This is a genomic window from Mycobacterium shottsii (assembly GCF_010728525.1).
GTDB classification, from domain to species: domain Bacteria; phylum Actinomycetota; class Actinomycetes; order Mycobacteriales; family Mycobacteriaceae; genus Mycobacterium; species Mycobacterium marinum.
Genome location: NZ_AP022572.1, coordinates 4,343,277 through 4,366,421, shown reverse-complemented (window position 1 = coordinate 4,366,421; position 23,145 = coordinate 4,343,277). Strand labels below are relative to the sequence as shown.

Below are 23,145 nucleotides of genomic sequence, written 5' to 3'. Positions count from 1 at the left end.
CTTCACGCATCGGTTTGCGCGCAAACCGGGTCGAACGCTGACCCCGCGTCGTTACTCGCTGCCGTCCGTCTTCTCATCGGAGATATTGCGTCCGATTTCGTTGCGATCAGGGAGCAGGATTCGCCGCGTCGATCGGGTGACCACGGGTGGTTTGCCGTCGACGGATTTGACCGGGACGCTCGGCGGAACCGTCAAGCGGCCTTTGACCGGCTGGCCATTGGGCACGCCCGGGGCGGTCACCCGCTTTTCGGCCGGCTTTTCCTTGCTGCCCCCGGTGCCGCCGGCACCCATTGCGCCCGGCGGCATCATGGGCATGCCGGTCGCCCCCATCGGTGTGGAGCTCGACGGTGTGCCACCCGTGGACATCATCGATGCGGGCTTGGTCGGCGCCCCGGCAGGAGTAGTGGGCGGCGATGACGTCGGTACGGGTGGCGGGCCCAGATAGCCCGTCGGGATGGTGCCACCGCCACCGCCTCCGCCGCCTGTACCGAGCTCACCAGCTCCGCCGCCGCCGAGACCGGGTTCGCTTTGAAGACTGTCGACCAGCCTGGCCCCGTCCGCGGCCTCCAAGCCCTCAACGCCGGCGGATTGCTGAAGTGCGCCCATCAGCGGCTGCAGCGCGCCCTGCCCGGCCTGCAGCGCCTGCTGGGGTATTTGCGTCAGTGGGCCGAGCACACCGCTGAGCGCACCGCCGATACCCGATGCCATCTGCGGGATCATTTGGGCCATTCCGTCGGCGCCCACGCCTTGGAACTGTTGGGCGGCATCGGCCTCATTCGCCGGGAACTTCGCCGCGGCATCGGCCGCGTGGGCTCGACGATCGGCATCATCGGCGGCGATCTCGCCGTTTACGGGTCCCAGATCGGCGTTGGTGGCCATGCCGAATCCCGCCACCGCAGCATCAACCGGTGACGTTCCGCCAGGGTGGACAGGTCCGGGTGCCAGCGGTATCGGCGCCGGCATGCCTGTCGCGTGGCCATAGCTTTCCGGAACGGAGTTGATGGTCATGTGGGTCTCCTCATTGACATCGCCGCCATTGCCCAGGCTAAGTGATAGTTCGCTGCCGTGCGGTTGCCGTCGATCAGGGCGTCAATGGCTGCCAGCAGCATCCAATCGGTGGCCTCAGCCAAATCATGGTGCGGGTATGCCGCCAGAACCGAACGGTGAATCTCGCTGGCCCTGTCGCGCAGCAACTCCGCCTCGTTGTCCGGAACCCCGTAATTGCGTGCGGCGGCAACCGCCACCACCTGCGCAACCCGGGGCAAGCCGTCGCGGCGACGCACATGCTCGGCCAGCGTTGGCCCGAGCTCGTCGATCTCGGGAGCGATCCGCGCCGCGCGGTCCCCGGCCAGTTTCGGCGCGTCTCTTCCCGGCTCGCCAATGTAGCCGTGCGGTTGGTGCACTGCCGAGATGGTGACCGCACCCAGCAAGTCGACCGCGCGGATATCACTGCGCCGCGTGGCCGGTTCCAGCAGGGTCACGTGCGAGGGCAGCCGAACATGGGGTGGAATCCAGCCGCCAGCGAGGTCGGTGACCAGCAGCGTGGTTCGTCCGTCGTCGCGTAGTCCGGCGGCCCACGATAGTCCCGGTTCTTGACGGGCTACCGCATCGACGATGCGACGCAAGCGTTGCTGCTCGGCAGATCGTTTCGCTGAGTCGCCAGTCACCGCCCCGGTGGCGGCAGCGGCTGTCGCGCCGGCCATCGACGTCGGCCCGCTCGTCGTTTGAGCCTGGGCGGCATCGTGGGCGGCGGATTTTGCGACCGGTGACACCATCGACCCACCGGCGGACGGTGACGATGAGGGTGAGGCCACCGGCGCGCCTGACACTGGGCCGGTCGGTGCTGAAGGGACGGCTGGCGGCGCAACGGTTGGTGGACGCAGATCAGAGCCGTAGGCGGGCAGCGGCCCCGCGGGCGCCCCGACCGCCGGTGCTACCGATCCAGTGACCGGGCCTCCGGCCATCATCGGGGCTACGGTCGTCACGCCGCCGGTCATGTCGCTGGCCGGTGGTGCCACGGGCGGAGGGCTTGCGGGGGCCGTGCCAAGGCCTGCGTCTGGAACATGGGTGAAACCCGCACCAGTGGCTGGGACGGTCGAGGGGGGTATGAGCGGCGCCGCCGGGGGAGCGGCCGTCGGGGGCGGGGGCTCGGTGGCCGCGGTCATTGCGCCGGCAGATATGGAGTTCGCACCGGCTGCCGCCGGGGCGCCCGTCGACATTCCATTCGTAAAAGACTGTGCCAGGGACTGTGGCGATAAAGGGGGAGCAGACGCTGCAGGTGTCGAGACGCCGGGGATTGATGGGCCTCCGACGCCGACTGCGGGGGCGCCGGGTGACGGAGGCGCTAGTGGTGGTGGCATGTTGCCCCGTGGCGCGGAGATGGGCACCTGAGTTCCGCCGTAGGCTAGTGTTGCCGGCGGATCCGTTGGTGCGACATCCGGCAGCGATATATTGAGAGGCTGAGTGCCGCCATATGCTGCTGGTTCAGTCGGCGCGGCGGCGTAGGGGCCTGAGGTCGTAGTCGCTTGAGCATTTGCATACGCTGAAAGTGTCGACGGTGCTGCTAACTGGGCGTTCAGATCCAGAGCGGTGATGGGCCGCGACGGCGGCGCGTTATCGAGGTCCACACCATGCTCTCGCAGCCACGTTCGCGCGTTGCCACCGATGGTTGTGTCGAGCACCCGTTGCGTGGCATCGATGATGTTGGACATCGCGGCTGCTCCCGCGTTGGCGGCATCAGTGTTAGCTCGAGCGATGACTGCGTTCACCGCAGCAACTTTTGCTTCTATTGGTCTTTTCTCGGAAAGAATGCGGTCGATCTCGCCATTGCCGGAATGAGCGATGTCGCGTAGGCGATCACGCAGATTGTTGACTGCATCGACGACACGGCCGCTCTGGACACTCTTGGTGTCACACAGCTCGCCGGTAGTGGCCTGACCCCGATCGGTTGATCCACGGCTTGTGAGAGTCTTGTGGCCCACGTTGTGGGCAGGAAGGCTCGACAAGATCATGGCGACGAGGAAACGGCACAGTCCGGAGCAGATTGTGCGCAAGCTGATGACCGCGGACGGGCTGTTGGCCGAGTGCAAGGACACCGCGGCGGTCTGCCGCGAGCTGGGGGTCTCTGAGGCTACCTACCACCGGTGGCGCAACCAGTTCGGCGGCCTGAAGGCCGAGGACGCTAAACGGCTCAAGGACCTCGAACGCGAGAACGCCGCACTCAAAAGGTTGTTGGCCGATGCCGAGTTGGAGAAGGACGCGCTGTGGGAGATCGCCCGGGGAAACTTTTAGGCCCGGAGCGCCGGCGGGCGGCCGTTCGTCATCTCCAGCGCGTGCTGGGGGGTCAGCGAGCGGTTTGCCTGCCGCGTCACCGGGCAGCACCGCGCCACCCAACGCCACGAACCGGTTGCGGGCACGCCGGCCGATCCTGACGCCGCTCTGAGGGAGTGGCTACGCGACTACGCCAACAAGCATCCTCGTCGCGGGTTCCGACCGGCCTACCACGATGCCCGCGGCGAAGGCTGGGAAGTGAACCATAAGAAGGTGCAACGGCTTTGGCGTGAGGAAGGACTGCGGGTCCCGCAGCGTCGCAAGTGCAAACGGCACGGCACCTCCACCGCCCCGCCAGAGGTAGTCGCCGATGCACCCGATCGGGTGTGGGCGGTGGACTTCCAGTTCGACGTGACCACCGATGGGCGGCCGATCAAGATCGTGTCGATCATCGACGAGCACACCCGCCAATGCCTCGGCGGTATGGTCGAGCGCAGCATCACCGGTGATCACCTCACCGAGGAGTTGGGCCGCATAGCCGCCGGGCGCGGGGCCTTACCCGCGGTGCTGCGGTGTGACAACGGACCCGAATTGGCTTGCAGCGCAATGGCAGACTGGGCCGAGGGCCAGGTCGGACTCCACTTCATCCCGCCCGGCGAGCCATGGCGCAACGGCTATGTTGAGTCGTTCAACTCCCGCATCCGCGACGAGTGCCTCAACATCAATAGCTTCTGGTCACTGGCCCAGGCCCGTGTCGTCATAGGCGACTGGAAGCACGAGTACAACCATCATCGGCGGCATTCATCGCTGGGCTACCTACCGCCTGCCCGCTATGCTGCCGCCTGTACCCACCGATGAATGACTCTCGTTCGCCGCGGACCAGTTCACGGGGTCAGGCCAAACGTGACTGCGATTCGTACTCGACCAATACAGGCCTTCGTAGTTTCGTTTGCCCGGCCAGGAGAAGAACTCGCGGATGGGGGTCGCGCGCTCGAGCGGCACAGACCCGACGTCGGGTGACAACTGCAAGTTCTGAACGGTGCCGTCGACGCACACCAACGCGCGCGTCACGTCGGTGACGTTCCGCGGCAGTGATCGCAGACGTGGAGCTGCCATTCGACCCCTTTCGGCCTTCGCAGCTGACACTACGGCCGGGGTACGACACTAAGCGCCGCCAACATCACTGCGATAAGCGCGATGCACCGAAAACCGCCAGATACTTTGCGATTACCGCCAGATAGACCGACACCGGACAACAAACAGGTCAGGCGTTGATTCATCTGATGCAATATGCAGTGGTTAACTTGACATAATGTCGCTTATCGGCACATACCCAATGGTTGTCGTACGGTTCGATCACTTAATGAATGATTCGGCTGTTAGGTGAACCATGACGGTGACCCGTACCGGTGCGTCCGCGGCTGGCCGCCGGCCCCGTATGGGCGCACTCGTCGCTGACCGCGTGTCGATAAACGCCTGGCTGGCCGGTACCGCCGCTGTTCCTGCACTTCACGCCAACGCATCTCCGCAGTCATCTACGACCGGTTCTTGCCGCCCTCGAGGCCCGGTTGGGCACCCTCAACGAACTCACCCAAACCACGCCAATCGCCATCCTGGCCGAAACACTCGGCTACAGCCCACAGACCTTGGAAGCCCATGCGCGGGCGTCGGCAACCACCTACGCGCGGTACCTGGCCACTCGTCTTGACTGACGACGAGGGTATGGCGCTCGGTCCGCATAGGCCGAGCAGATCGGGCAGAAACTGATGGCGACCGATCGGGCCGCTTGGCAAGGAAGGAAAGGACACCGCGGCGGTGCGCCGCGCGCTGGATGTCGACTCGAAGATCCGCACGTCACCAGTCGCGTCGGTGCATGCTTACGGCATGGTGAATGTTCCCGAAACGCGCTACGCGCGAGATGGCCCATTGAATTTCGCCTACCAGATCGCGGGAGCTGGACCTGATCTTCTTTTCGTTCCTCATATGGCGTTCCCTATTGATCTGCTCTGGGATGAGCCGACTGTTGCCGCCCACCTTCGTCGACTAGCCTCGTTCAGCCGTCTGGTCTTAACGGATCCGCTAGGAGCTGGAAGCTCGGATAAGTTGCCAATTGGCGACCGGCCGGCGATGCAGTCCTGGGCCGATGGGCTAGGGCGTGTCTGCTTAATGTGAATGGTGTTTTGGCTGATGCTGTTTGGGTGATGCGGACGCATGCGATTTCTGATGATTTGTGGTCGCTGATCGTGGCGGTGTTGCCTGCGGGGCGGCGGCGTGGCCGGCCGTGGAACGATCATCGACGTACTCTGGAGGGCATTATCTGGCGTTACCGTACGGGATCTCCGTGGTGTGACCTGCCCGAGCACTTCGGTCCCTGGCAATCGGTGGCCGAGAGGCATCTACGCTGGTCGGTCGATGGCATCTACGCGCGGATCTTCGCGGCGATCGCCTCTGACCTCGACGCCGAGGACGCCGACCTGGGCGCACTGTTGTCGGTCGATTCGACCAGTGTGCGCGCCCACCGACACGCAGCCGGAGCGCGCTCCGGGCGCCGCACAGGGGGATCTGTCGAATTACAAGAAATATCTCCATGAGCCCGATGACCACGCCATTGGGCGTTCCCGCGGCGGGCTGACTACCAAGATCCACGCCTTGACCGACCAGCTGTGCAGTCCGGTCACCCTGGCACTGTCGGCCGGTCAAGCCGGTGATAATCCGATGCTTTGGCCACTGCTGGCCGCCCGGTGCAGCAACTCATACGCCCCGTTTCGCCTGCTGGCGGACAAGGCGTACTCCCATGACTCGACGCGGGCACAGCTGCGCCGGCTCAAGATCGCCCACACCATCCCCGAGCGCAGCGACCAGATCACCCGCCGCAAAGCCAAAGGCCGCAACAGAGGACGGCCTCCGGGGTTCTCAGGCCGAATCTACAAGCACCGCAACACCGTCGAGCGAAGCTTCAACCGGCTCAAACACTGGCGCGCGGCCGCCACCTGCTACGACAAATACGCCCTGACCTACCTCGGCGGTGTCACCCTGGCCGCCATCATCACCTACCACCGCGTCCGCAATTAGCAGACAGGACCTAGTCGCTGTTCTCGATGCGGCCGCAATCGACTGCGCGTCGATCTTCGCTATGACTGGAGCGGCTCTTCCGGCGATGTTGCTGGCCGCGAGTCATCCCGAGCGGGTGCGTTCGCTGGTGCTGTGGAGCCCTTTCGCACGGTTTCTTTCCGCCGCTGATCAACCGTTCGGTCTTCCAGACGTGGCGCTGGAGAACTACCTCGACAGCTTCAGGGACATCGTCGGGACGGGGCTCAGCCTTGATCGCCAGGCGCCCAGCTGGGCTGGCGATCTGGCGAAGCGGCGTTGGTGGGCGCGCGGTGAACGCCTTGCCGGAGGACCCGGCGACTGGCGCGTGATGTTCGACATATTCGCTCGCACAGACGTGCGTCCTGTACTGGAGAGCGTCCAGGCGCCGACACTGATTTTGCGCCGGAGCGGCGACCGCGACGTGCGATCCGGACATGCGCAGAGCATTGCACGGCATATTCGCGACGCGCGATCGGTGGAGTTCGACGGCCATGACAGCGTGTGGTTCGCCGGCGACGCGGATGCCGTCCTCGACGAGGTGGAGCAGTTCCTGACTGGCCAACGAGGCGCCAGACCGTCCAACCGTGTCCTGTCGACCGTGCTGCTGACTGACATCGTCGAATCGACTCAACGCGCCACACAGTTAGGTGACGCGGCTTGGACGACGGTTCTTGCCGCGCATGACCGCATCGTCGAGCGACACGTGACTGCCTGGCGGGGCAAAGTCGTGAAGTTCACTGGCGACGGTCTGCTGGCGACCTTCGACGGGCCGGCACGGGCAATTGAATGTGCGTGCGCAATCCGAGATGTTTTGAAAGATCTCGGGATACAGATCCGTGCCGGATTGCACACTGGTGAAATCGAGATGGTTGATGGTGATATCCATGGCATCGCTGTCTATGTCGCCGCACGCATCATGAGCTTGGCCGCGCCATCTGAGGTGCTCGTATCAGGTGTGATGCCGCCGCTCGTGCTTGGCTCGCAGATCGCCTTCGACGACCGCGGTAGCCACGAATTGAAGGGCGTTCCGGGCACATGGCCGATCTTTGCCGTTCGCGATTGAAATCGCCGACGGCCGGCGGCCCGGTCCTCAACTCACCGAAGCCCTTGTCGTCACGACTCGACGCATGCCCCACATCAGCAGAACTGGCCCGGCCCCATGGCGGCCCATCGTGGGCATCTCGGGTCCCAAGACACTGCCCATCAAATTCTAGATGCAACCGATTTCTGCGCGCCAACCCACACTAACCACCCCAGAGCCACTAACTCGCACCTGTTGAACACGCACCGTTACCAGTTAACCAGTGCGAGTTGTCTTGTGCTAAGAGAGAAGTCAGTCACGGCGGCGGTTGCGCTGTTGCCGATTGGCACTACGCGTACAGCCGGCAGCGCTCGACGAGGATGTTGGCCAGCCGTTCCGGTTCGCCGACCATCAGCATGTGGCACGTGTCGATCTCAATGAGCGTCTGCACTCCGCCAAGCGCGGCGATGCACTCATGTTGAATCTTCATCGAGACGGAACTGGCCTGACCCCGTGAACTGGTCCGCGGCGAACGAGAGTCATTCATCGGTGGGTACAGGCGGCAGCATAGCGGGCAGGCGGTAGGTAGCCCAGCGATGAATGCCGCCGATGATGGTTGTACTCGTGCTTCCAGTCGCCGATGACGACACGGGCCTGGGCCAGTGACCAGAAGCTATTGATGTTGAGGCACTCGTCGCGGATGCGGGAGTTGAACGACTCGACATAGCCGTTGCGCCATGGCTCGCCGGGCGGGATGAAGTGGAGTCCGACCTGGCCCTCGGCCCAGTCTGCCATTGCGCTGCAAGCCAATTCGGGTCCGTTGTCACACCGCAGCACCGCGGGTAAGGCCCCGCGCCCGGCGGCTATGCGGCCCAACTCCTCGGTGAGGTGATCACCGGTGATGCTGCGCTCGACCATACCGCCGAGGCATTGGCGGGTGTGCTCGTCGATGATCGACACGATCTTGATCGGCCGCCCATCGGTGGTCACGTCGAACTGGAAGTCCACCGCCCACACCCGATCGGGTGCATCGGCGACTACCTCTGGCGGGGCGGTGGAGGTGCCGTGCCGTTTGCACTTGCGACGCTGCGGGACCCGCAGTCCTTCCTCACGCCAAAGCCGTTGCACCTTCTTATGGTTCACTTCCCAGCCTTCGCCGCGGGCATCGTGGTAGGCCGGTCGGAACCCGCGACGAGGATGCTTGTTGGCGTAGTCGCGTAGCCACTCCCTCAGAGCGGCGTCCGGATCGGCCGGCGTGCCCGCAACCGGTTCGTGGCGTTGGGTGGCGCGGTGCTGCCCGGTGACGCGGCAGGCAAACCGCTCGCTGACCCCAGCACGCGCTGGAGATGACGAACGGCCGCCCGCCGGCGCTCCGGGCCTAAAAGTTTCCCGGGCGATCTCCCACAGCGCGTCCTTCTCCAACTCGGCATCGGCCAACAACCTTTTGAGTGCGGCGTTCTCGCGTTCGAGGTCCTTGAGCCGTTTAGCGTCCTCGGCCTTCAGGCCGCCGAACTGGTTGCGCCACCGGTGGTAGGTAGCCTCAGAGACCCCCAGCTCGCGGCAGACCGCCGCGGTGTCCTTGCACTCGGCCAACAGCCCGTCCGCGGTCATCAGCTTGCGCACAATCTGCTCCGGACTGTGCCGTTTCCTCGTCGCCATGATCTTGTCGAGCCTTCCTGCCCACAACGTGGGCCACAAGACTCTCACAAGCCGTGGATCAACCGATCGGGGTCAGGCCAGAACGATCGCGCCGAGTGAGTATCCACGTGCGCGGCACCTCGTCGGGCACGTGATGCATCAAGTCAAGATGCCTGCGAAACCTGGTTCATGCATCAGGTAAGGAATGCCCGCGAAATCGGGGTCAGGTGGTGGTCTTGCTTTTGATGCGGATGCCGGCTTTGAGGGCGGGTAGAGCGGCGGGTATGGCGGCGAGGTAGAGCTGTTCGGTCTTGTCTTTGGCGAGTCTGAGCAGGGCGGCTTGCAGGTCGGCGATCTGGTGGGCGATCGCGGCGGGGTTGAGGCTGTTGCGGTAGGTGAGCAGCTCTGTTTGTTGGGCCGCTGAGAGGACTCCGGCGGCCAGCAGCCGGTCCAGGGGGGTCTGGGGCTTGTCGTAGAGCCGGCGGCGGTGACCGTCGCGGCTGCAGCCGTAGCTGATGGGTTTGATGGTGGGGGTCAGGTAGTTGAGCCGGTCGTTGACCAGGTGCCACAGCCGGTTGAGCACGGCGCGTTCTTCGTCGGTGTCGTAGCGGTAGTAGAACCCGTAGCGACGCACGAGGTGGTTGTTTTTGGACTCGATGGTGGCCTGGTCGTTCTTCTTGTAGGGCCGTGAGCGGGTGAAGAAGATCTCCATGTCCGCGGCCCACTTGATGACCGCCTTATTGAGGAATTCGGTGCCGTTGTCGAAGTCCAAACCCGTTACCTTATAGGGATTTTAGTAATTCCGGTTTTGAGGGCGCCCAGGATGTGGGGGTGGGCGTTGTTGCGCACCGTGCGGGTGAACACCCAGCCGATGTGCATGTCGGTGAGGTTGACCGTGCGGGCGAACTCACCTTTCAGTGTCGGGCCGCAGTGCGCCACGGTGTCGCCTTCGAAGAACCCCGGAGATTCTTCGGCCTCATCGCCTGCTTTGCAGATGGTGATCGAGGACCGCAGCAGCGGGGAGGGTTTCGTCGTCGACACACCCGAGATCTGGTCGCGGGCCTTGGCGCCGCGCAGGTAGCGGTCGATCGTGGCGCTGCTCATCGCCAACAGCTCGGCACGCACCGCCGGGCCGTAACGGTCACGGCCGTCCACCAGTTCGCCGTGGCGTTCTAGAGCATCCAACTGAAGTGCCATGGAAGCGGCCAGGTACCGGCCGCACTGCCCGCCTGAGGCCGCCCACACCTTCTGCAACACCTTGAGCGCATCCTAGGAGTACTTCGGATTGCGTTGCCGGCAAATCCGTTTGGCGACCTGCCGACCCGCTCCCGGCGGCGCGGCCGCCGCCCTCAACCGCCGCCGGGCGTTGTCACGCGACCAGCCGGTGACCGCCACCACCTGATCCAGAATCTGCCCCTTGTCCGCCTTCGGCGCCCCCACATACGCCCTGGCGAACTTCGCGGTGATCTCGGCCCGAGACGACATCGACAGCCCACTTCCCATGCCTGCCAAGGATCGACCGTTTCGCGGGCATTTTTACGTGATCCACCGAGGACGCTTCACGGGCATTTCTCGTGATGCTTGCCGGGGCATACCGCTGCGATCAACTTTTTCTATCATGATGGAGGGTGATTCCTGACAAGACCGAGCCAGCGTGAACCTGCGCTGCGCGGGAGTCATTCCGTTGCAAAATACAAACCCCGCCAACGCAGTAGGCAAACCTCCCGCCGGAACCGAACGGCCTTTCTGCACATAACGTTTCGCGGTGCGACGTGCGTACCAGCTCAGCGCCCCGGGAAGCGTGTCCACCAGGGCGCCGCCGTTGGCTGGTACCTGCGCGGTGGCCAATATCATCTCCCGCACCCGCGCCGAGCCGAGCTTGGTGACAACACCGGGGACGGTCACCCCCGCCAGCGAATGGCCGACGATCACGAGGTCGTCGAGCGCAGCATCCTCGATGTCCGACACCACCGAGTCGACCCACTCGTCGATACAAGCCGTGATCAGGTCACCGGCCTTATCTCGCCGACCTGGCAAATCAATGGCCAGCACCCTTAGCTTCGGCTCCATGCCTTGGGTCGCGTCTACGGTGGGCTCCCAACAATCAGCGGCAAAACCGCCTCCGTGCACCAGGACCAAAGCGGGCAGTGCCATGGCGGGCCTCCTTCAGAGCCGTGGGCGCTGGACCGCATCGTAACGCCCTCGACGCGACGGCGCGCCAGTGTTCGCCACCCGAACAGTTGCTAACGCCGCTCGTCGTCGGCTGCACGCCGGGCCGCGGAACAACTCGCACCTGTCGAGCACGCACCGTTACCAGCTTGGGTGGCATATGGAGATCGCCACACACATCTTGGCGACCGCCGCTTGTTGACACAGCCAGCTCTCCGACGTCGCCTGCCAACACCGCCGCGACGACGTCAACGCCGATGTGCACGCACGCCCCTGGGTACATGTCGACTCGGCGATGCATGACATGCCATTCCTTGACCACTCGGCCGCCTACGCCTACCGACCAACCGAAGTGGGCGCCCGACCTTCCCCGCGGCCCGCCATGCGCACACGTTTTCGTCACGTGACAATAGCCAACGTATGCATCTCCACAAACTATCGAGGCGATCATCGCGACGAGTCACCCCGAGCCGACCAGCCGCGGATCCACGCGACCACGGGACCGGGCCCGATTGCATGACCCCGCTTTGACCATCCCTGGATCACCTAGCCGTGCGTACCCCCCACCACCCAAAGGGCCCGCACCCGAGCCCCAGATCGAGGCCTAGCGCTGCACAGTTACGTCACGTGATGTAATGGCAATCGATGGGCGAGATCCCCGAGCTCAATGGCCAGACGCGTCGAGTACGAAGATCGGCTTATGCCCGGCCTGCTTTGAGGTGAGCACCTCCGGCATCTCGTCCCATCCGTAGATCCCGGAGGTCACCCATTGGGGATGCAGCACATTCGCGGCAACCGCGTCGAGTGTCGGCGTCATGCTGGGCCGAGCGTGACCTTTGCCGTTGTGAAAATGGACTCCACGCAGATAGAGCTGCAGCATCGGCAACGCGACATCCTGGAAGTAGATGCCCACACTGTTGATGTGTCCTTCCGGCACCACCGACCACAGCGCCATTTTGAGCCGGTCCGGATCGGCAGAGGCATCGACCGCAAGATCGAAGTCCTTCTCCCGCTTGCCGTTGATGTCGGCGACTTCGGCTCCAAGTTGCTCAGCGACCGCCATCCGCACCGGGTCGTCGTCGTAGTAGACCGTGTGCGCACCAGCGCAATGCACCGCGGCGTCAACGCAGTAGAGCCCGATCGAACCCGTACCCCCGAAGACCGCCACCCGCGGGTCGGCAGTCTCAGCGACCGTGGGCACCACCACTTCCCATCCCAGAGCTAGGTTGTCGCCGATGGAGGCCAGGTGCACGGGATCCACGCCGGCCGGCAGTGGCGCCAAGTTGTAGTCCGCGAACGGCACCCGAATCAATTCGGAGAACGTGCCACCCCACAGGCCGTTTACGGGCAGGCCATATTGCGCATCTCCGTAACGCAGGCATCGGGCGGGATGGTTGATACGGCACTGCGCGCACGTTCCGCAGGCGATATGCCAGGCCACTCCCACTACATCGCCGATCGCGAAATCGGTACATTCGCTGCCGACCTCGACGACGGTACCCACGCATTCATGACCGAGGGCGAACGGTGCAGCCATGGAGAACGGGGTCTTGTCGGCGATGACGTGATGATCGGGGTCGCACGTGGTGGCTGCCAACGGTCGAACCAGCGCGTCGCCCGGATCCAGGATGGTCGGAGCGTCGACCTCATCGAATCGCAACGTGCCGGGTGCAACGAAAGTCAGGCTCCTCATAGGTACTCCTTGGACCAGTTAGTCAGAGCATTCGACCGAAGAGCCGCCGACATCCCAACGGCCTCTTATAACGATCGTCATAGTGTGGTGTCGACGCTAAACTATAACGGTCGTCATAGCAAGGAGTACCGTCGTGGCCGAAGATTCATCCGGAAGACAGCGCATGGTCGCCGGTGCCGCAGAGATGATCAGCCGTCGTGGGCTCAACGCGACCAGCGTTCGCGAACTGGCCAAACACACTCAAGCGCCCCTGGGCTCGACCTATCACTACTTCCCCGGCGGCAAGTACGACCTCGCGACCGAAGCCGTCCGGTGGGCCGACGACCTCACCGTTGGCGTCCTCGCCCGAGAGCTGGCGGCAGGACCACAGGCCGGTTTGTCGGCCTTTCTGGCAATGTGGCGAAAAATCTTGATTGACAGCAATTTTCATGCTGGATGCCCAGTCTTGGCGGTGTCAGTGGAGGACCTCCCCGAGGAGCATCACGCGCCCCGGCGTGCTGCAGCCACCGCGTTCCAGCGCTGGACGTCAATGCTGGCCGATTCCCTGCGCGACGCCGGCGCTGCGGAGCAAGACGCACAACAGGTCGCAACTCTCATCGTGGCCTCCGTCGAGGGCACCGTCGCGATGTGCCGCGCCCAACAAAGCATCGCGCCGCTGGACCTCGTGACCGCTCAGCTCGGCCGTGCCATCGATGCCGTATTGCCCGGGGCCACGTCACCGGACGCCCACAGCTAGATCTCGTAGGGTCAGCCACCATGGTTGTGCGTTCAATACTGCTGTTCATTGTCGCCGCGGTCGCCGAAATCGGCGGCGCCTGGCTGGTCTGGCAAGGGATACGTGAGCAACGCGGCTTGGCCTGGATCGGCGCCGGAGTCATCGCCCTGGGCCTCTACGGATTCGTGGCCACCCTGCAGCCGGATGCCCACTTCGGCCGGATCCTGGCCGCTTACGGCGGTATCTTCGTCGCCGGCTCACTGCTGTGGGGCATGGCCTTTGACGGCTTCCGGCCCGACCGCGCCGATATTGTCGGCGCCCTCATCTGCCTGGCCGGAGTGGGCGTCATCATGTACGCCCCACGCGCACACTAGATCGCGCCTAAACAAGCCGGAATGGCACTGCCCGGTAGCGACATTCCTAGGAATGCTGCGCCGCTTGCTGAGCGAGTTGGACGCGGGAGTTGAAGCCGAGTTTGGTGTAGACGTGGGTGAGGTGCGTCTGCACCGTGCGCGGCGAGAGAAACAGCCGCTGGGCGATGTCCTTGTTGGAAAGACCTTGCCCCACAAGACGTACAACGTTGAGTTCGGCTCGGGTCAGGGCCGCCCAGCCGCTTGTCGCCCGCTTTCCTTCGCCGCGGCCGTGTTGGAGGTAGTCGATCGCTTCCTCGGCGGAGAATGCGGCGCCGTGGGCCCAGGCGGTGTCGAATTCGTCGGTGCTCATCGTGGCGTGCAAGGCGGCTACCGACTTCTGATAGCCGGCGTCATAGATCTTGAACCGCATCGCGCCGATGCGCTGTCGGATGCCCTCGGCCGCGCCGTACACGCGAGCCGCCTCGCGATCTCTGCCCTGATCGGCGGCGAGCGCGCCGAGGCACTCGAGGATATCCGGCAGGCAGGTGCGCGCCCCGACGTCAGCCGCGCACGTGAGCGCTTCGTAAGCCGCACGTTCGGCTTGTTCCGGCTCGCCCTCGGCCATCGCCACCCGGGCGCGGGTGGTCAGCGCCAGCGCACGGTGCCACCCCGTCGTCACCGAGACGGCCTCATCGGCGCAGCGCTTGGCCCCGGCCACGTTTCCACAGGCAAGGGCGATCTCGGCCCGGAAGCTGTGCCAGAACATCGCCGCGTAGGGCTGCGCACTCAGCTTGTGCCAGGCTAGGTCGCTAGCGTTGCGCGCCGTTTCGACGTCACCACCGGCCAGCGCCGCCAGCGCCACCGTCGAATAGCCCAGTCCCAGAGCATATTCGCTCGACTCGGCGGCACGCTCCAGCGCCGCCTCGGCCGCCGTCCTGGCCGCGTCGACGTCGCCGCGATAGGCCAGCGCGTCGCCGAGCCCCTTAGAGCTCAAAGAAGCAAGGTTTTCCGCTTCGGACAGCGCACCGAATTGTGTGGTGGCACCGGTCAAGTCGCCCTGCCAGAGTTGCGCGTATCCCAAGCTGAGCCGACACAGCCACGAATTGAACCGGTCCCCGATCGCATCCGCAAGATCGCGTCCTTCGGTACCGATTCGCCGTGCCGCAATCGCGTCACCGGCCACCACCGCCGCATTGCTCTGCCAGCTCAGAATCTGGCTCAGGCCCCACTGATTGTCCAATTCCTCAGCCAAGCTGGCCGCCTCGGCAAAATACTGCCCCACCGCTTCGGTGTGATGGCTGAAGCTCGCGGTCAATCCGCAGGCGGTCAGTGCCCGGACCAACGAGGCCGGGTCATCGAGCTCACGTGCGATCGCCAACGCCGCGGCGGCGCTTTCCAGACTTGTTGCGACGTCGACGAACATCGTCAGCACGGCCGCGTCGGCAAGCGCCCGGGCCCGCACCGTCGGGCTGACCTCGAGCACGCTCGCGCCGGCCAGGGCCGCATCAAACCAGCTGCGTCCCTCGCTGATCAGGCCCCGGACCAACCACAGCGGCTGCAGCCGCGACGCCAGCATCAGCGCCGATTCACCATCGGAGCTCTCCAACAACCACGCCGACGCGGCGCGCAGATTCTCTAGTTCGCCCTCGACCCGCGCCAGCAGGAAGTCATAGTCGGCTCGCGCGGGTCGATCCAACGGGGCGACCACAGCCGTGTAATGGTCACAATGACGCGCACGCGCGATATCGGCCTCGCCGGCCGCACGCAGCTTCTCCAAGGCCAGCTGGCCTACCCCCTCGAACCGCCGATAGCGCGTTCTGCCGTTCGAGCTGTCGGCTACCACCAGCGATTTATCGACCAGCTGCGACAAATCGCCGAGCACGTCGCGGGGGTGCACGTCGCCGAAGGCGGCCACCGCTTGCGCCGCTTGCAGGTCGAATCCGCCAACGAACACACCGAGGCGGCGAAACAACACTCGTTCGGTATCGGTGAGCAGACCGTGGGACCACTCGAGTGATGCCCGCAGGGTCTGCTGGCGCGGGACGGCGGTACGCGCGCCGCCGGTGAGCAGCCGAATCTTGTCGTCCAGGCCCGCAGAGATCTCGGCCAATGACAGCGTCCGTACCCGCGCCGCCGCCAGCTCGATGCCCAGCGGCTGGGTATCCAGCCGTCGGCAGATCTGGCTCACGGTCCCCGCGTTGTCATCGGTGAGGGCGAAATCGGGTTGGGCCAGGCGAGCGCGATCGGTGAACAATGCGATCGCGTCGTCAACGGCCAACGGCGGCACCCGCCAGGTCACCTCGCCGGCGACCTTGATCGGCTCGCGGCTGGTGACCAGCAGCCTCAAGCCGGGGCAGTCGCGCAGCATGGCGCCCAGACGCGGGGCGCTGGCATCGAGTAGATGCTCACAGTTGTCGACCAGCAGCAGCATCTGGCGATCACCGAGGTGGTGCAGCAGCGTGTCCATCGCCGAGCGGCCGGGCTGGTTCGGCAGACCCAGCGCGCGAGCCATCGTGATCGGCGCGACGGCGGGATCGGTGATCGAGCCCAGATCGACGTAGCGCACACCATCGACGAACTGCGCCGCCAGTTGGGCAACGACCTGTTCGGCTAGTCGACTCTTGCCCACCCCACCGGACCCGATCAATGTCACCAGTCGGTTCTCCACCACCAGCCCGTGGACCTCGGCCAGCTCGCGGCCGCGGCCCACAAATCTTGTCAGGTGCACCGGAAGACCGGACGCGGCAGCGCTTTTCGTAACACAGAGCGGCGGGAACTCGTTGCGAAGGTTGGGATGGCACAGCTGCGCTACGCGTTCGAAGTGAATGAGATCGCGCAGCGGCGCCAATCCGCGGTCGGTTAACCAGGCCTGCTCCGGAAGCTGGTTGATAACCATGTCCTTGGTCGCGGCCGACAGCAGCGTCTGGCCGCCGCGCGCCAGGTCCCGCAGCCGCGCCGTGCGGTCGATCGTCGGGCCGGCATAGGTGCCGTCGTCACGCGGCTGTGCCACCTCACCGGTGTGTATTCCGATACACAACCGAATGGGCGCCAGCGGCGCCTGCTGCAACTGCAACGCGCACTCCACCGCGTCCTGCGCACGTCCGAACGCGACCACCAGGCTCTCACCGGGGGGCTGCTCGACAGCTCGAACACCGCCGTATGCCGACACGGCATCGGCCAGGATCTGATCCAGCCGTTCCAGCGCCGCACCGAGTTCGGTGGGTTGTGTCTGCCGCAGCCGCGCAGAATCCTCGATATCGGCCGATAGCAGTGTCACCGTGTCCGTCAGCAGCAACTCGTCCACGCTCCAGTCAATGACGGCCGGTCTGCAACGTCATCATCTTAACCAGCAGCTCAACGGCGATAACCCAAATATCGGTCGAAGTACGTATGCCCGGACGACGGAGCTCGCAAAGCTACGACCCCCCGACCGACCGAGTTACGCGTTCCGACCGATTTCTGCGGGCAGCGCGCATGGGACCGTCTGATCATCCGCAATTTCCAGTTCGAGCCCTGAAGGAATTCTGTCGTGCGTCACCCCGAAAAATCGCCAATCCCGCACGTGGTCATTGCCGGAGCAGGGATTGCCGGGATGGCTGCCGCGATGATCCTGTCAGAGGCCGGGGTTCGGGTCACGTTGTGCGAGGCGGCACCCGAAGCCGGTGGTAAAGCAAAGAGTCTGCGCCGCCCGGACGGTCACCCCACCGAACACAGTCTGCGGGTCTACCTGGACTACTACCAAACTCTGCTGACGCTGTTCTTGCGCATACCCACCGAAAGCGGCAAAACCGTTCTCGACAATCTCGTCGGGGTCAATGCGGTTCGCGTATACCGTCACCGCACCTTCGGTCGGGCCGCCGCCCCCGCTCCGGCGCGACGCCGGCGGACGACCTTCGCGTTGCTCGCCAGAGTGTTTGAGCCACTTGCGCAATTCAGCCGGATGGTGGTGCGCAGCGCACTGGTCATCGTCGGCATGGCCTCCAGGGGAGTGTCGCCCATCGATGCCATCCGCTACCTGCATGCACACGTGCGGCTGCTCTGGATATGCCCGGAGCGACTGACTGCGGAGCTGGCCGATGTCGCGTATGAGGATTATCTGCGACTCAGCAAGAAGGCCCCTCGCGCGCAGGCGTTCTTTTCAGCGTTGCCACGCATTTTCGTCGCAGCGCGACCTAATGCCGAGGCAGCCGCGATTGCACCGATCATCCTCAAGGGCCTGTTCCACTTCACCAGCCGACCGGCGGCCCTCAACGGCATTACCGCGCCGTCAATCATGATGATGAACGGCCCGACCAGCGAGCGCATGGTCGATCCCTGGATTCGGCACCTGCAGACCCTCGGTGTCGACCTTAAGTTCGACACGCGCATAGACGATCTCGAGTTTCGAGACGGGCGCGTCACCGCATTGGTGTCGACTGATGGGCGTCGGTTTGGCTGCGACTTCGCCGTTCTTGCCCTGCCCTATCTCACGCTGCGCCGGCCAGCCGAACGAGATTGCGTCAGCCGACATCTCCCCCACCTCACCCAGCAACACGCGATCGCGCTCGAGTCATCGAACGGAATGCAGTTCTTCTTGCGCGACATTCCCCCAACATGGCCTGCGCATGTGCGACCGGGAGTCGTCGGTACGCACTTAGAAAGCGAGTGGGCGCTGGTTTCGGTTCTGCAGGGCGAAGGGTTTTGGGCAGATGTCGCGCTGCCCGCGGGCACCAAATACGTTCTGTCCATCACGTGGAGTGACGTCGACACGCCTGGCCCGGTTTTCGGTCGGCCGGCAAGCGAGTGCACGCCGGATGAAATCGCGACCGAATGTCTGGCCCAATGCGGCCTTGATCGCTCGCACATAGCAGGTTGGCACATTGATGATGAGCTGAAACACCTGAGCGAGGCCGACTATCAAAACCTGGCCAGTGATTTGCCTCCGCATCTCGCCAGCGCGCCGGCCCGCCGACAGCGCATGGTCAATCTGTCACCGCTCACCATTTTGCTGCCCGGTGCGCGCGATCGATCGCCACGCATTCGCACCGAGGTAGGCAACCTCTTTCTGGCCGGCGAGGCCAGCTATTCGCCGGACTTGACTTTTCTGGTCCCCACCATGGAGAAGGCCGCAAGCTCAGGCTATTTGGCGGCCCACAACATCCTCAGTGTAGGCGCTGCCGACGCCGCACCCGAATTACGGATCGACTTCAACGATCCCGTCCCATTCGCGGTTCTGCGACGGGTGGATCGATGGTTTTGGAGCCGTCACCGCCCTCCCGAATCACCCTGCGATCCAGCCGGCGCAGCCTGCCCATCAGAGAACGGAGTCCCCCATGGCTGTCCAACCCCTGTCCCCCACCAAGAAAACGCCCCCCGTCGGTGACGCGGAGCCCGATAGACCCGGGCGCCTTGGCGGCCCTCATTTCCGGCTTGGCCGGCGACGCCAGCCTTCCCCGGCGACGGTGTTGCTGGTAGCGGCCTTCGGCGCCTTCCTGGCGTTTCTCGACTCCACAATCGTCAACGTCGCGTTCCCCGATATCCAGCGGTCGGCAAGCATCACGAGAAATGCCCGTGAAGCGCCCTCGGTGGATCACGTAAAAATGCCCGCGAAACGGTCGATCCTTGGCAGGCATGGGAAGTGGGCTGTCGATGTCGTCTCGGGCCGAGATCACCGCGAAGTTCGCCAGGGCGTATGTGGGGGCGCCGAAGGCGGACAAGGGGCAGATTCTGGATCAGGTGGTGGCGGTCACCGGCTGGTCGCGTGACAACGCCCGGCGGCGGTTGAGGGCGGCGGCCGCGCCGCCGGGAGCGGGTCGGCAGGTCGCCAAACGGATTTGCCGGCAACGCAATCCGAAGTACTCCTAGGATGCGCTCAAGGTGTTGCAGAAGGTGTGGGCGGCCTCAGGCGGGCAGTGCGTCCGGTACCTGGCCGCTTCCATGGCACTTCAGTTGGATGCTCTAGAACGCCACGGCGAACTGGTGGACGGCCGTGACCGTTACGGCCCGGCGGTGCGTGCCGAGCTGTTGGCGATGAGCAGCGCCACGATCGACCGCTACCTGCGCGGCGCCAAGGCCCGCGACCAGATCTCGGGTGTGTCGACGACGAAACCCTCCCGCTGCTGCGGTCCTCGATCACCATCTGCAAAGCAGGCGATGAGGCCGAAGAATCTCCGGGGTTCTTCGAAGGCGACACCGTGGCGCACTGCGGCCCGACACTGAAAGGTGAGTTCGCCCGCACGGTCAACCTCACCGACATGCACATCGGCTGGGTGTTCACCCGCACGGTGCGCAACAACGCCCACCCCCACATCCTGGGCGCCCTCAAAACCGGAATTACTAAAATCCCTATAAGGTAACGGGTTTGGACTTCGACAACGGCACCGAATTCCTCAATAAGGCGGTCATCAAGTGGGCCGCGGACATGGAGATCTTCTTCACCCGCTCACGGCCCTACAAGAAGAACGACCAGGCCACCATCGAGTCCAAAAACAACCACCTCGTGCGTCGCTACGGGTTCTACTACCGCTACGACACCGACGAAGAACGCGCCGTGCTCAACCGGCTGTGGCACCTGGTCAACGACCGGCTCAACTACCTGACCCCCACCATCAAACCCATCAGCTACGGCTGCAGCCGCGACGGTCACCGCCGCCGGCTCTACGACAAGCCCCAGACCCCCCTGGACCGGCTGCTGGCCGCCGGAGTCCTCTCAGCGGCCCAACAAACAGAGCTGCTCACCTACCGCAACAGCCTCAACCCCGCCGCGATCGCCCACCAGATCGCCGACCTGCAAGCCGCCCTGCTCAGACTCGCCAAAGACAAGACCGAACAGCTCTACCCCGCCGCCATACCCGCCGCTCTACCCGCCCTCAAAGCCGGCATCCGCATCAAAAGCAAGACCACCACCTGACCCCGATTTCGCGGGCATTCCTTACGTGATGCATGAACCAGGTTTCGCGGGCATCTTGACTTGATGCATCACGGCGGTACTTCCACAGCGGCATCAGCGATTTATCGTGGGTACTCAACGCCTACAACATCGTCTTCGCCGCGTTCCTGGTGGCCGCGGGCAAACTCGCTGACTTGCTGGGGCGCAAGCGGCTCTTCGTCTACGGCGTCGTGTTGTTCACCATCGCGTCCGGGCTCTGTGCGGCCGCCGACAGCGTCGAGCAGCTGGTTGCATTCCGGGTGCTGCAGGGCATCGGAGCGGCGGTGCTGGTTCCGGCGTCACTCGGGCTCGTCGTGGAGAGCTTTCCCGCCGAGCGGCGAGCCCACGGGGTGAACCTGTGGGGCGCCGCCGGGGCGATCGCGGCCGGTCTCGGCCCACCCATTGGGGGCGCGCTCGTCGAGGCGCTGAACTGGCGCTGGGTCTTCTTGGTGAATCTGCCGCTGGGCACCGTGGCAGTGCTGGCCGCGCGCCGGGCGCTGGTGGAGAGCCGGGCTTCCGGGCGTCGACGGGTGCCCGACGTTAGAGGGGCGGCGCTGCTGGCAACTGCGCTGGGATTGCTTACCCTGGGCTTGATCAAGGGTCCGGACTGGGGCTGGTCCAGCCTGCCCGCAATCGGGTCCTTGGTGGCCGCGGCGCTGGCGATGATCGGATTTTTGATGAGCTCGCGAAGCCATCCGACGCCGCTGGTGGAGCCGGCGCTGTTGCGCATCCGCTCGTTCGTGGCCGGCAGCGCACTCACCGCCATCGCGAGCGCCGGCTTCTACGCCTATCTGCTCACCCACGTCCTGTTCCTGAATTACGTGTGGGGTTACACGCTGCTACAGGCCGGCCTGGCGGTGTGTCCGGCCGCGATCATCGCGGCCGTCACCGCGGGGCTGCTGGGCCGGGTTGCCGACCGGCACGGCTACCGCGTCATCGTCGGCGTCGGCGCGCTGATCTGGGCCGGCAGCCTGCTGTGGTACCTGACCTGCGTCGGGACCAGCCCCCACTTCCTCGGCGAATGGCTTCCCGGCCAGATATTGCAGGGCTTCGGTGTGGGCGCCGCGTTCCCGCTGTTTGGCAGCGCGGCGCTGGCCGGACTGGCCTCGGGAAGCAGCTACGCCACTGCTTCGGCGGTGACCGGAACCATCCGTCAGGTCGGAGCCGTGATCGGCGTCGCGCTGCTGGTGATTCTGGTGGGTACACCGGCGCCTGGTGCGGCTGAAGAGTCTCTGCGCCGCGGCTGGACGATGGCGGCGATCTGCTTCGTCGCCGTCGCGCTCGGCGCGGTTTGGCTGGGCCGCATCCGCCCTGCCCCCGCAGAAGCCGTCACGCCCGAATCCATACCGCCAGCGCAGGCGCCCCTACCGCAGCCGAGGGTGGCCCCGGTTGTGTCGACTTCCCGCGATATCGACGTGCTACAGGCCGTGCCCGACCTGCAGCGCCACGCCGAACACGTTGAGCTGCAAGCGGGTTCGTACCTGTTCCGGGCCGGCGACGTATCGGACTCGCTCTACGTGGTGCGCAGCGGGCGCCTGCAGGTGATCGACGAGCACGGCTTGGTGGCCGAACTGGGCCGCGGCCAGCTGGTGGGCGAAGTCGGGGTGCTGCGCGACGCGCCCCGCAGCGCGTCGGTCCTGGCGGTGCGCGACTCGTCCCTGCTGCGCGTGCCCAAGTCCGAATTCGCTAAGATCGCCGACGCGCGGCTGCTCGGTGTGTTGGCCTCGGTACTGGCCAATCGCCAGGTGCCTACATCGCGCACAGCTAGCCGGCCGCCGGCACGCGAGGTCGTCGTCGCTGTCATCGGTGTCGACGCCGGCGCACCCGCGACGGTGGTGGCCACCGAACTGTGCGCCGCCCTGTCCCAGCGGCTGCGGGCGGTGGCACCCGGCCGGGTCAACGCCGACGGGCTGGAGCGTGCCGAGCGGTCCGCCGACCGGGTGGTGTTGCAGGCGACGGTCGGTGACGGACCGTGGCTGGACTTCTGCGTGCGCGTCGCCGATCGGGTGGTGCTGGTGGCCCGGGACTTCATGGCGCCTCCTCGGCGACTAACGGCCCGAGCGCCGGGCGTCGACCTGGTCCTCACCGGCCCCTCGGCGGCTCCCACGTACCGGCGGGAGTGGGAGGAGTTGATCACCCCACGGTCGGTGCATACGGTTCACCCCGCAACGATTGCCGACGACCTACGCCCTCTGGCCGCGCGCATCGCCGGCCGTTCGGTCGGGCTGGTCCTTGGCGGCGGCGGTGCATTGGCGTGTGCCCGCCTAGGGCGTGTCTGCTTAATGTGAA

Annotated in this window: 18 protein-coding genes and 6 pseudogenes; 14 read left to right on the top strand and 10 right to left on the bottom strand. The window is 65.1% G+C overall.

The genetic code is table 11. The features are described 5' to 3' along the window. Positions 1-51: 51 nt before the first annotated feature. Positions 52-1,008, bottom strand: coding sequence for a hypothetical protein (locus tag G6N41_RS20210; protein ID WP_198965481.1), 957 nt, complete (start codon positions 1,006-1,008; stop codon positions 52-54). Beyond that, positions 1,005-2,933: pseudogene (locus tag G6N41_RS20205) on the bottom strand (DUF5631 domain-containing protein); the annotation flags it as partial. The pseudogene G6N41_RS20205 and the gene G6N41_RS20210, both read right to left, overlap by 4 nt. A 76-nt stretch (positions 2,934-3,009) precedes the next feature. On the opposite strand from G6N41_RS20205, the pseudogene G6N41_RS20200 reads away from it, so the two are divergent. From G6N41_RS20200 to G6N41_RS20180, 5 genes and pseudogenes are all read left to right on the top strand, one after another. Next, positions 3,010-4,128: pseudogene (locus tag G6N41_RS20200) on the top strand (IS3-like element ISMyma1 family transposase). Between the two features lie 644 nt (positions 4,129-4,772). Continuing rightward, a pseudogene (locus G6N41_RS20195) lies at positions 4,773-4,982 on the top strand (hypothetical protein); the annotation flags it as partial. A 103-nt stretch (positions 4,983-5,085) separates the two neighbouring features. After that, positions 5,086-5,442, top strand: coding sequence for a hypothetical protein (locus tag G6N41_RS20190; RefSeq protein ID WP_231608617.1), 357 nt, complete (start codon positions 5,086-5,088; stop codon positions 5,440-5,442). Between the two features lie 26 nt (positions 5,443-5,468). Continuing rightward, a pseudogene (locus tag G6N41_RS20185) lies at positions 5,469-6,342 on the top strand (IS5 family transposase). Between the two features lie 61 nt (positions 6,343-6,403). Then, entirely contained in the window at positions 6,404-7,423 is a 1,020-nt protein-coding gene (locus G6N41_RS20180) for an adenylate/guanylate cyclase domain-containing protein (protein ID WP_198965480.1), read from the top strand. A 307-nt stretch (positions 7,424-7,730) separates the two neighbouring features. Here the strand turns inward: G6N41_RS20180 and G6N41_RS20175 are convergent, their stop codons facing one another. The 7 genes from G6N41_RS20175 to G6N41_RS20145 all read right to left on the bottom strand — a co-directional run bounded on the left by G6N41_RS20175 (position 7,731) and on the right by G6N41_RS20145 (position 12,881). Further along, on the bottom strand, positions 7,731-7,928 hold the full coding sequence (locus G6N41_RS20175; RefSeq protein ID WP_198965479.1) for a hypothetical protein: 198 nt from the start codon (positions 7,926-7,928) through the stop codon (positions 7,731-7,733). Next, entirely contained in the window at positions 7,925-9,040 is a 1,116-nt protein-coding gene (locus G6N41_RS20170; RefSeq protein WP_231608616.1) for an IS3 family transposase, read from the bottom strand. Before G6N41_RS20170 ends, G6N41_RS20175 begins: the two co-directional genes overlap by 4 nt. Positions 9,041-9,242: 202 nt before the next feature. Then, on the bottom strand, positions 9,243-9,791 hold the full coding sequence (locus tag G6N41_RS20165) for a hypothetical protein (protein WP_231608476.1): 549 nt from the start codon (positions 9,789-9,791) through the stop codon (positions 9,243-9,245). 5 nt (positions 9,792-9,796) lie between these two features. Next, the gene (locus tag G6N41_RS20160; RefSeq protein ID WP_198913147.1) at positions 9,797-10,216 is read right to left on the bottom strand and encodes a hypothetical protein; all 420 of its coding nucleotides are present in this window, start codon (positions 10,214-10,216) and stop codon (positions 9,797-9,799) included. Positions 10,217-10,288: 72 nt separating this feature from the next. Then, on the bottom strand, positions 10,289-10,504 hold the full coding sequence (locus G6N41_RS20155) for a hypothetical protein (RefSeq protein ID WP_198968072.1): 216 nt from the start codon (positions 10,502-10,504) through the stop codon (positions 10,289-10,291). Between the two features lie 51 nt (positions 10,505-10,555). Continuing rightward, a complete protein-coding gene (locus G6N41_RS20150) occupies positions 10,556-11,173 on the bottom strand; it encodes an alpha/beta fold hydrolase (protein ID WP_198965478.1) in 618 nt (205 codons plus the stop codon). Positions 11,174-11,852: 679 nt separating this feature from the next. Next, complete coding sequence (locus G6N41_RS20145) at positions 11,853-12,881, bottom strand: zinc-dependent alcohol dehydrogenase (protein WP_198965477.1); 1,029 nt, start codon at positions 12,879-12,881, stop codon at positions 11,853-11,855. Between the two features lie 133 nt (positions 12,882-13,014). Here G6N41_RS20145 and G6N41_RS20140 point away from each other — a divergent pair, with 133 nt between their 5' ends. Both G6N41_RS20140 and G6N41_RS20135 read left to right on the top strand, forming a co-directional pair. Next, on the top strand, positions 13,015-13,617 hold the full coding sequence (locus tag G6N41_RS20140; RefSeq protein WP_198965476.1) for a TetR/AcrR family transcriptional regulator: 603 nt from the start codon (positions 13,015-13,017) through the stop codon (positions 13,615-13,617). Between the two features lie 20 nt (positions 13,618-13,637). Then, positions 13,638-13,970 carry a YnfA family protein gene (locus G6N41_RS20135; protein ID WP_038579785.1) on the top strand — a complete coding sequence of 111 codons (333 nt, stop codon included), beginning with the start codon at positions 13,638-13,640 and terminating at the stop codon, positions 13,968-13,970. 46 nt (positions 13,971-14,016) lie between these two features. Here G6N41_RS20135 and G6N41_RS20130 read toward each other — a convergent pair whose 3' ends face one another. Further along, on the bottom strand, positions 14,017-17,253 hold the full coding sequence (locus G6N41_RS20130; protein ID WP_198965475.1) for a LuxR C-terminal-related transcriptional regulator: 3,237 nt from the start codon (positions 17,251-17,253) through the stop codon (positions 14,017-14,019). Positions 17,254-17,478: 225 nt separating this feature from the next. On the opposite strand from G6N41_RS20130, the gene G6N41_RS20125 reads away from it, so the two are divergent. The 7 genes and pseudogenes from G6N41_RS20125 to G6N41_RS20100 form a co-directional block, all read left to right on the top strand. After that, on the top strand, positions 17,479-19,311 hold the full coding sequence (locus tag G6N41_RS20125) for an FAD-dependent oxidoreductase (protein ID WP_198965474.1): 1,833 nt from the start codon (positions 17,479-17,481) through the stop codon (positions 19,309-19,311). Beyond that, positions 19,262-19,477 (top strand): annotated as a pseudogene (locus tag G6N41_RS30120) (hypothetical protein); the annotation flags it as partial. The gene G6N41_RS20125 and the pseudogene G6N41_RS30120, both read left to right, overlap by 50 nt. 100 nt (positions 19,478-19,577) lie before the next feature. Then, the gene (locus tag G6N41_RS20120) at positions 19,578-19,793 is read left to right on the top strand and encodes a hypothetical protein (protein WP_198968072.1); all 216 of its coding nucleotides are present in this window, start codon (positions 19,578-19,580) and stop codon (positions 19,791-19,793) included. 72 nt (positions 19,794-19,865) lie between these two features. After that, complete coding sequence (locus G6N41_RS20115) at positions 19,866-20,147, top strand: hypothetical protein (protein ID WP_198965176.1); 282 nt, start codon at positions 19,866-19,868, stop codon at positions 20,145-20,147. Then, positions 20,123-20,284 carry a hypothetical protein gene (locus G6N41_RS20110; RefSeq protein WP_198913342.1) on the top strand — a complete coding sequence of 54 codons (162 nt, stop codon included), beginning with the start codon at positions 20,123-20,125 and terminating at the stop codon, positions 20,282-20,284. Before G6N41_RS20115 ends, G6N41_RS20110 begins: the two co-directional genes overlap by 25 nt. Before the next feature lie 5 nt (positions 20,285-20,289). After that, positions 20,290-20,838, top strand: coding sequence for a hypothetical protein (locus tag G6N41_RS20105; RefSeq protein WP_231608575.1), 549 nt, complete (start codon positions 20,290-20,292; stop codon positions 20,836-20,838). Positions 20,839-20,909: 71 nt separating this feature from the next. Further along, positions 20,910-23,126 (top strand): annotated as a pseudogene (locus G6N41_RS20100) (MFS transporter); the annotation flags it as partial. Positions 23,127-23,145: the final 19 nt, after the last annotated feature.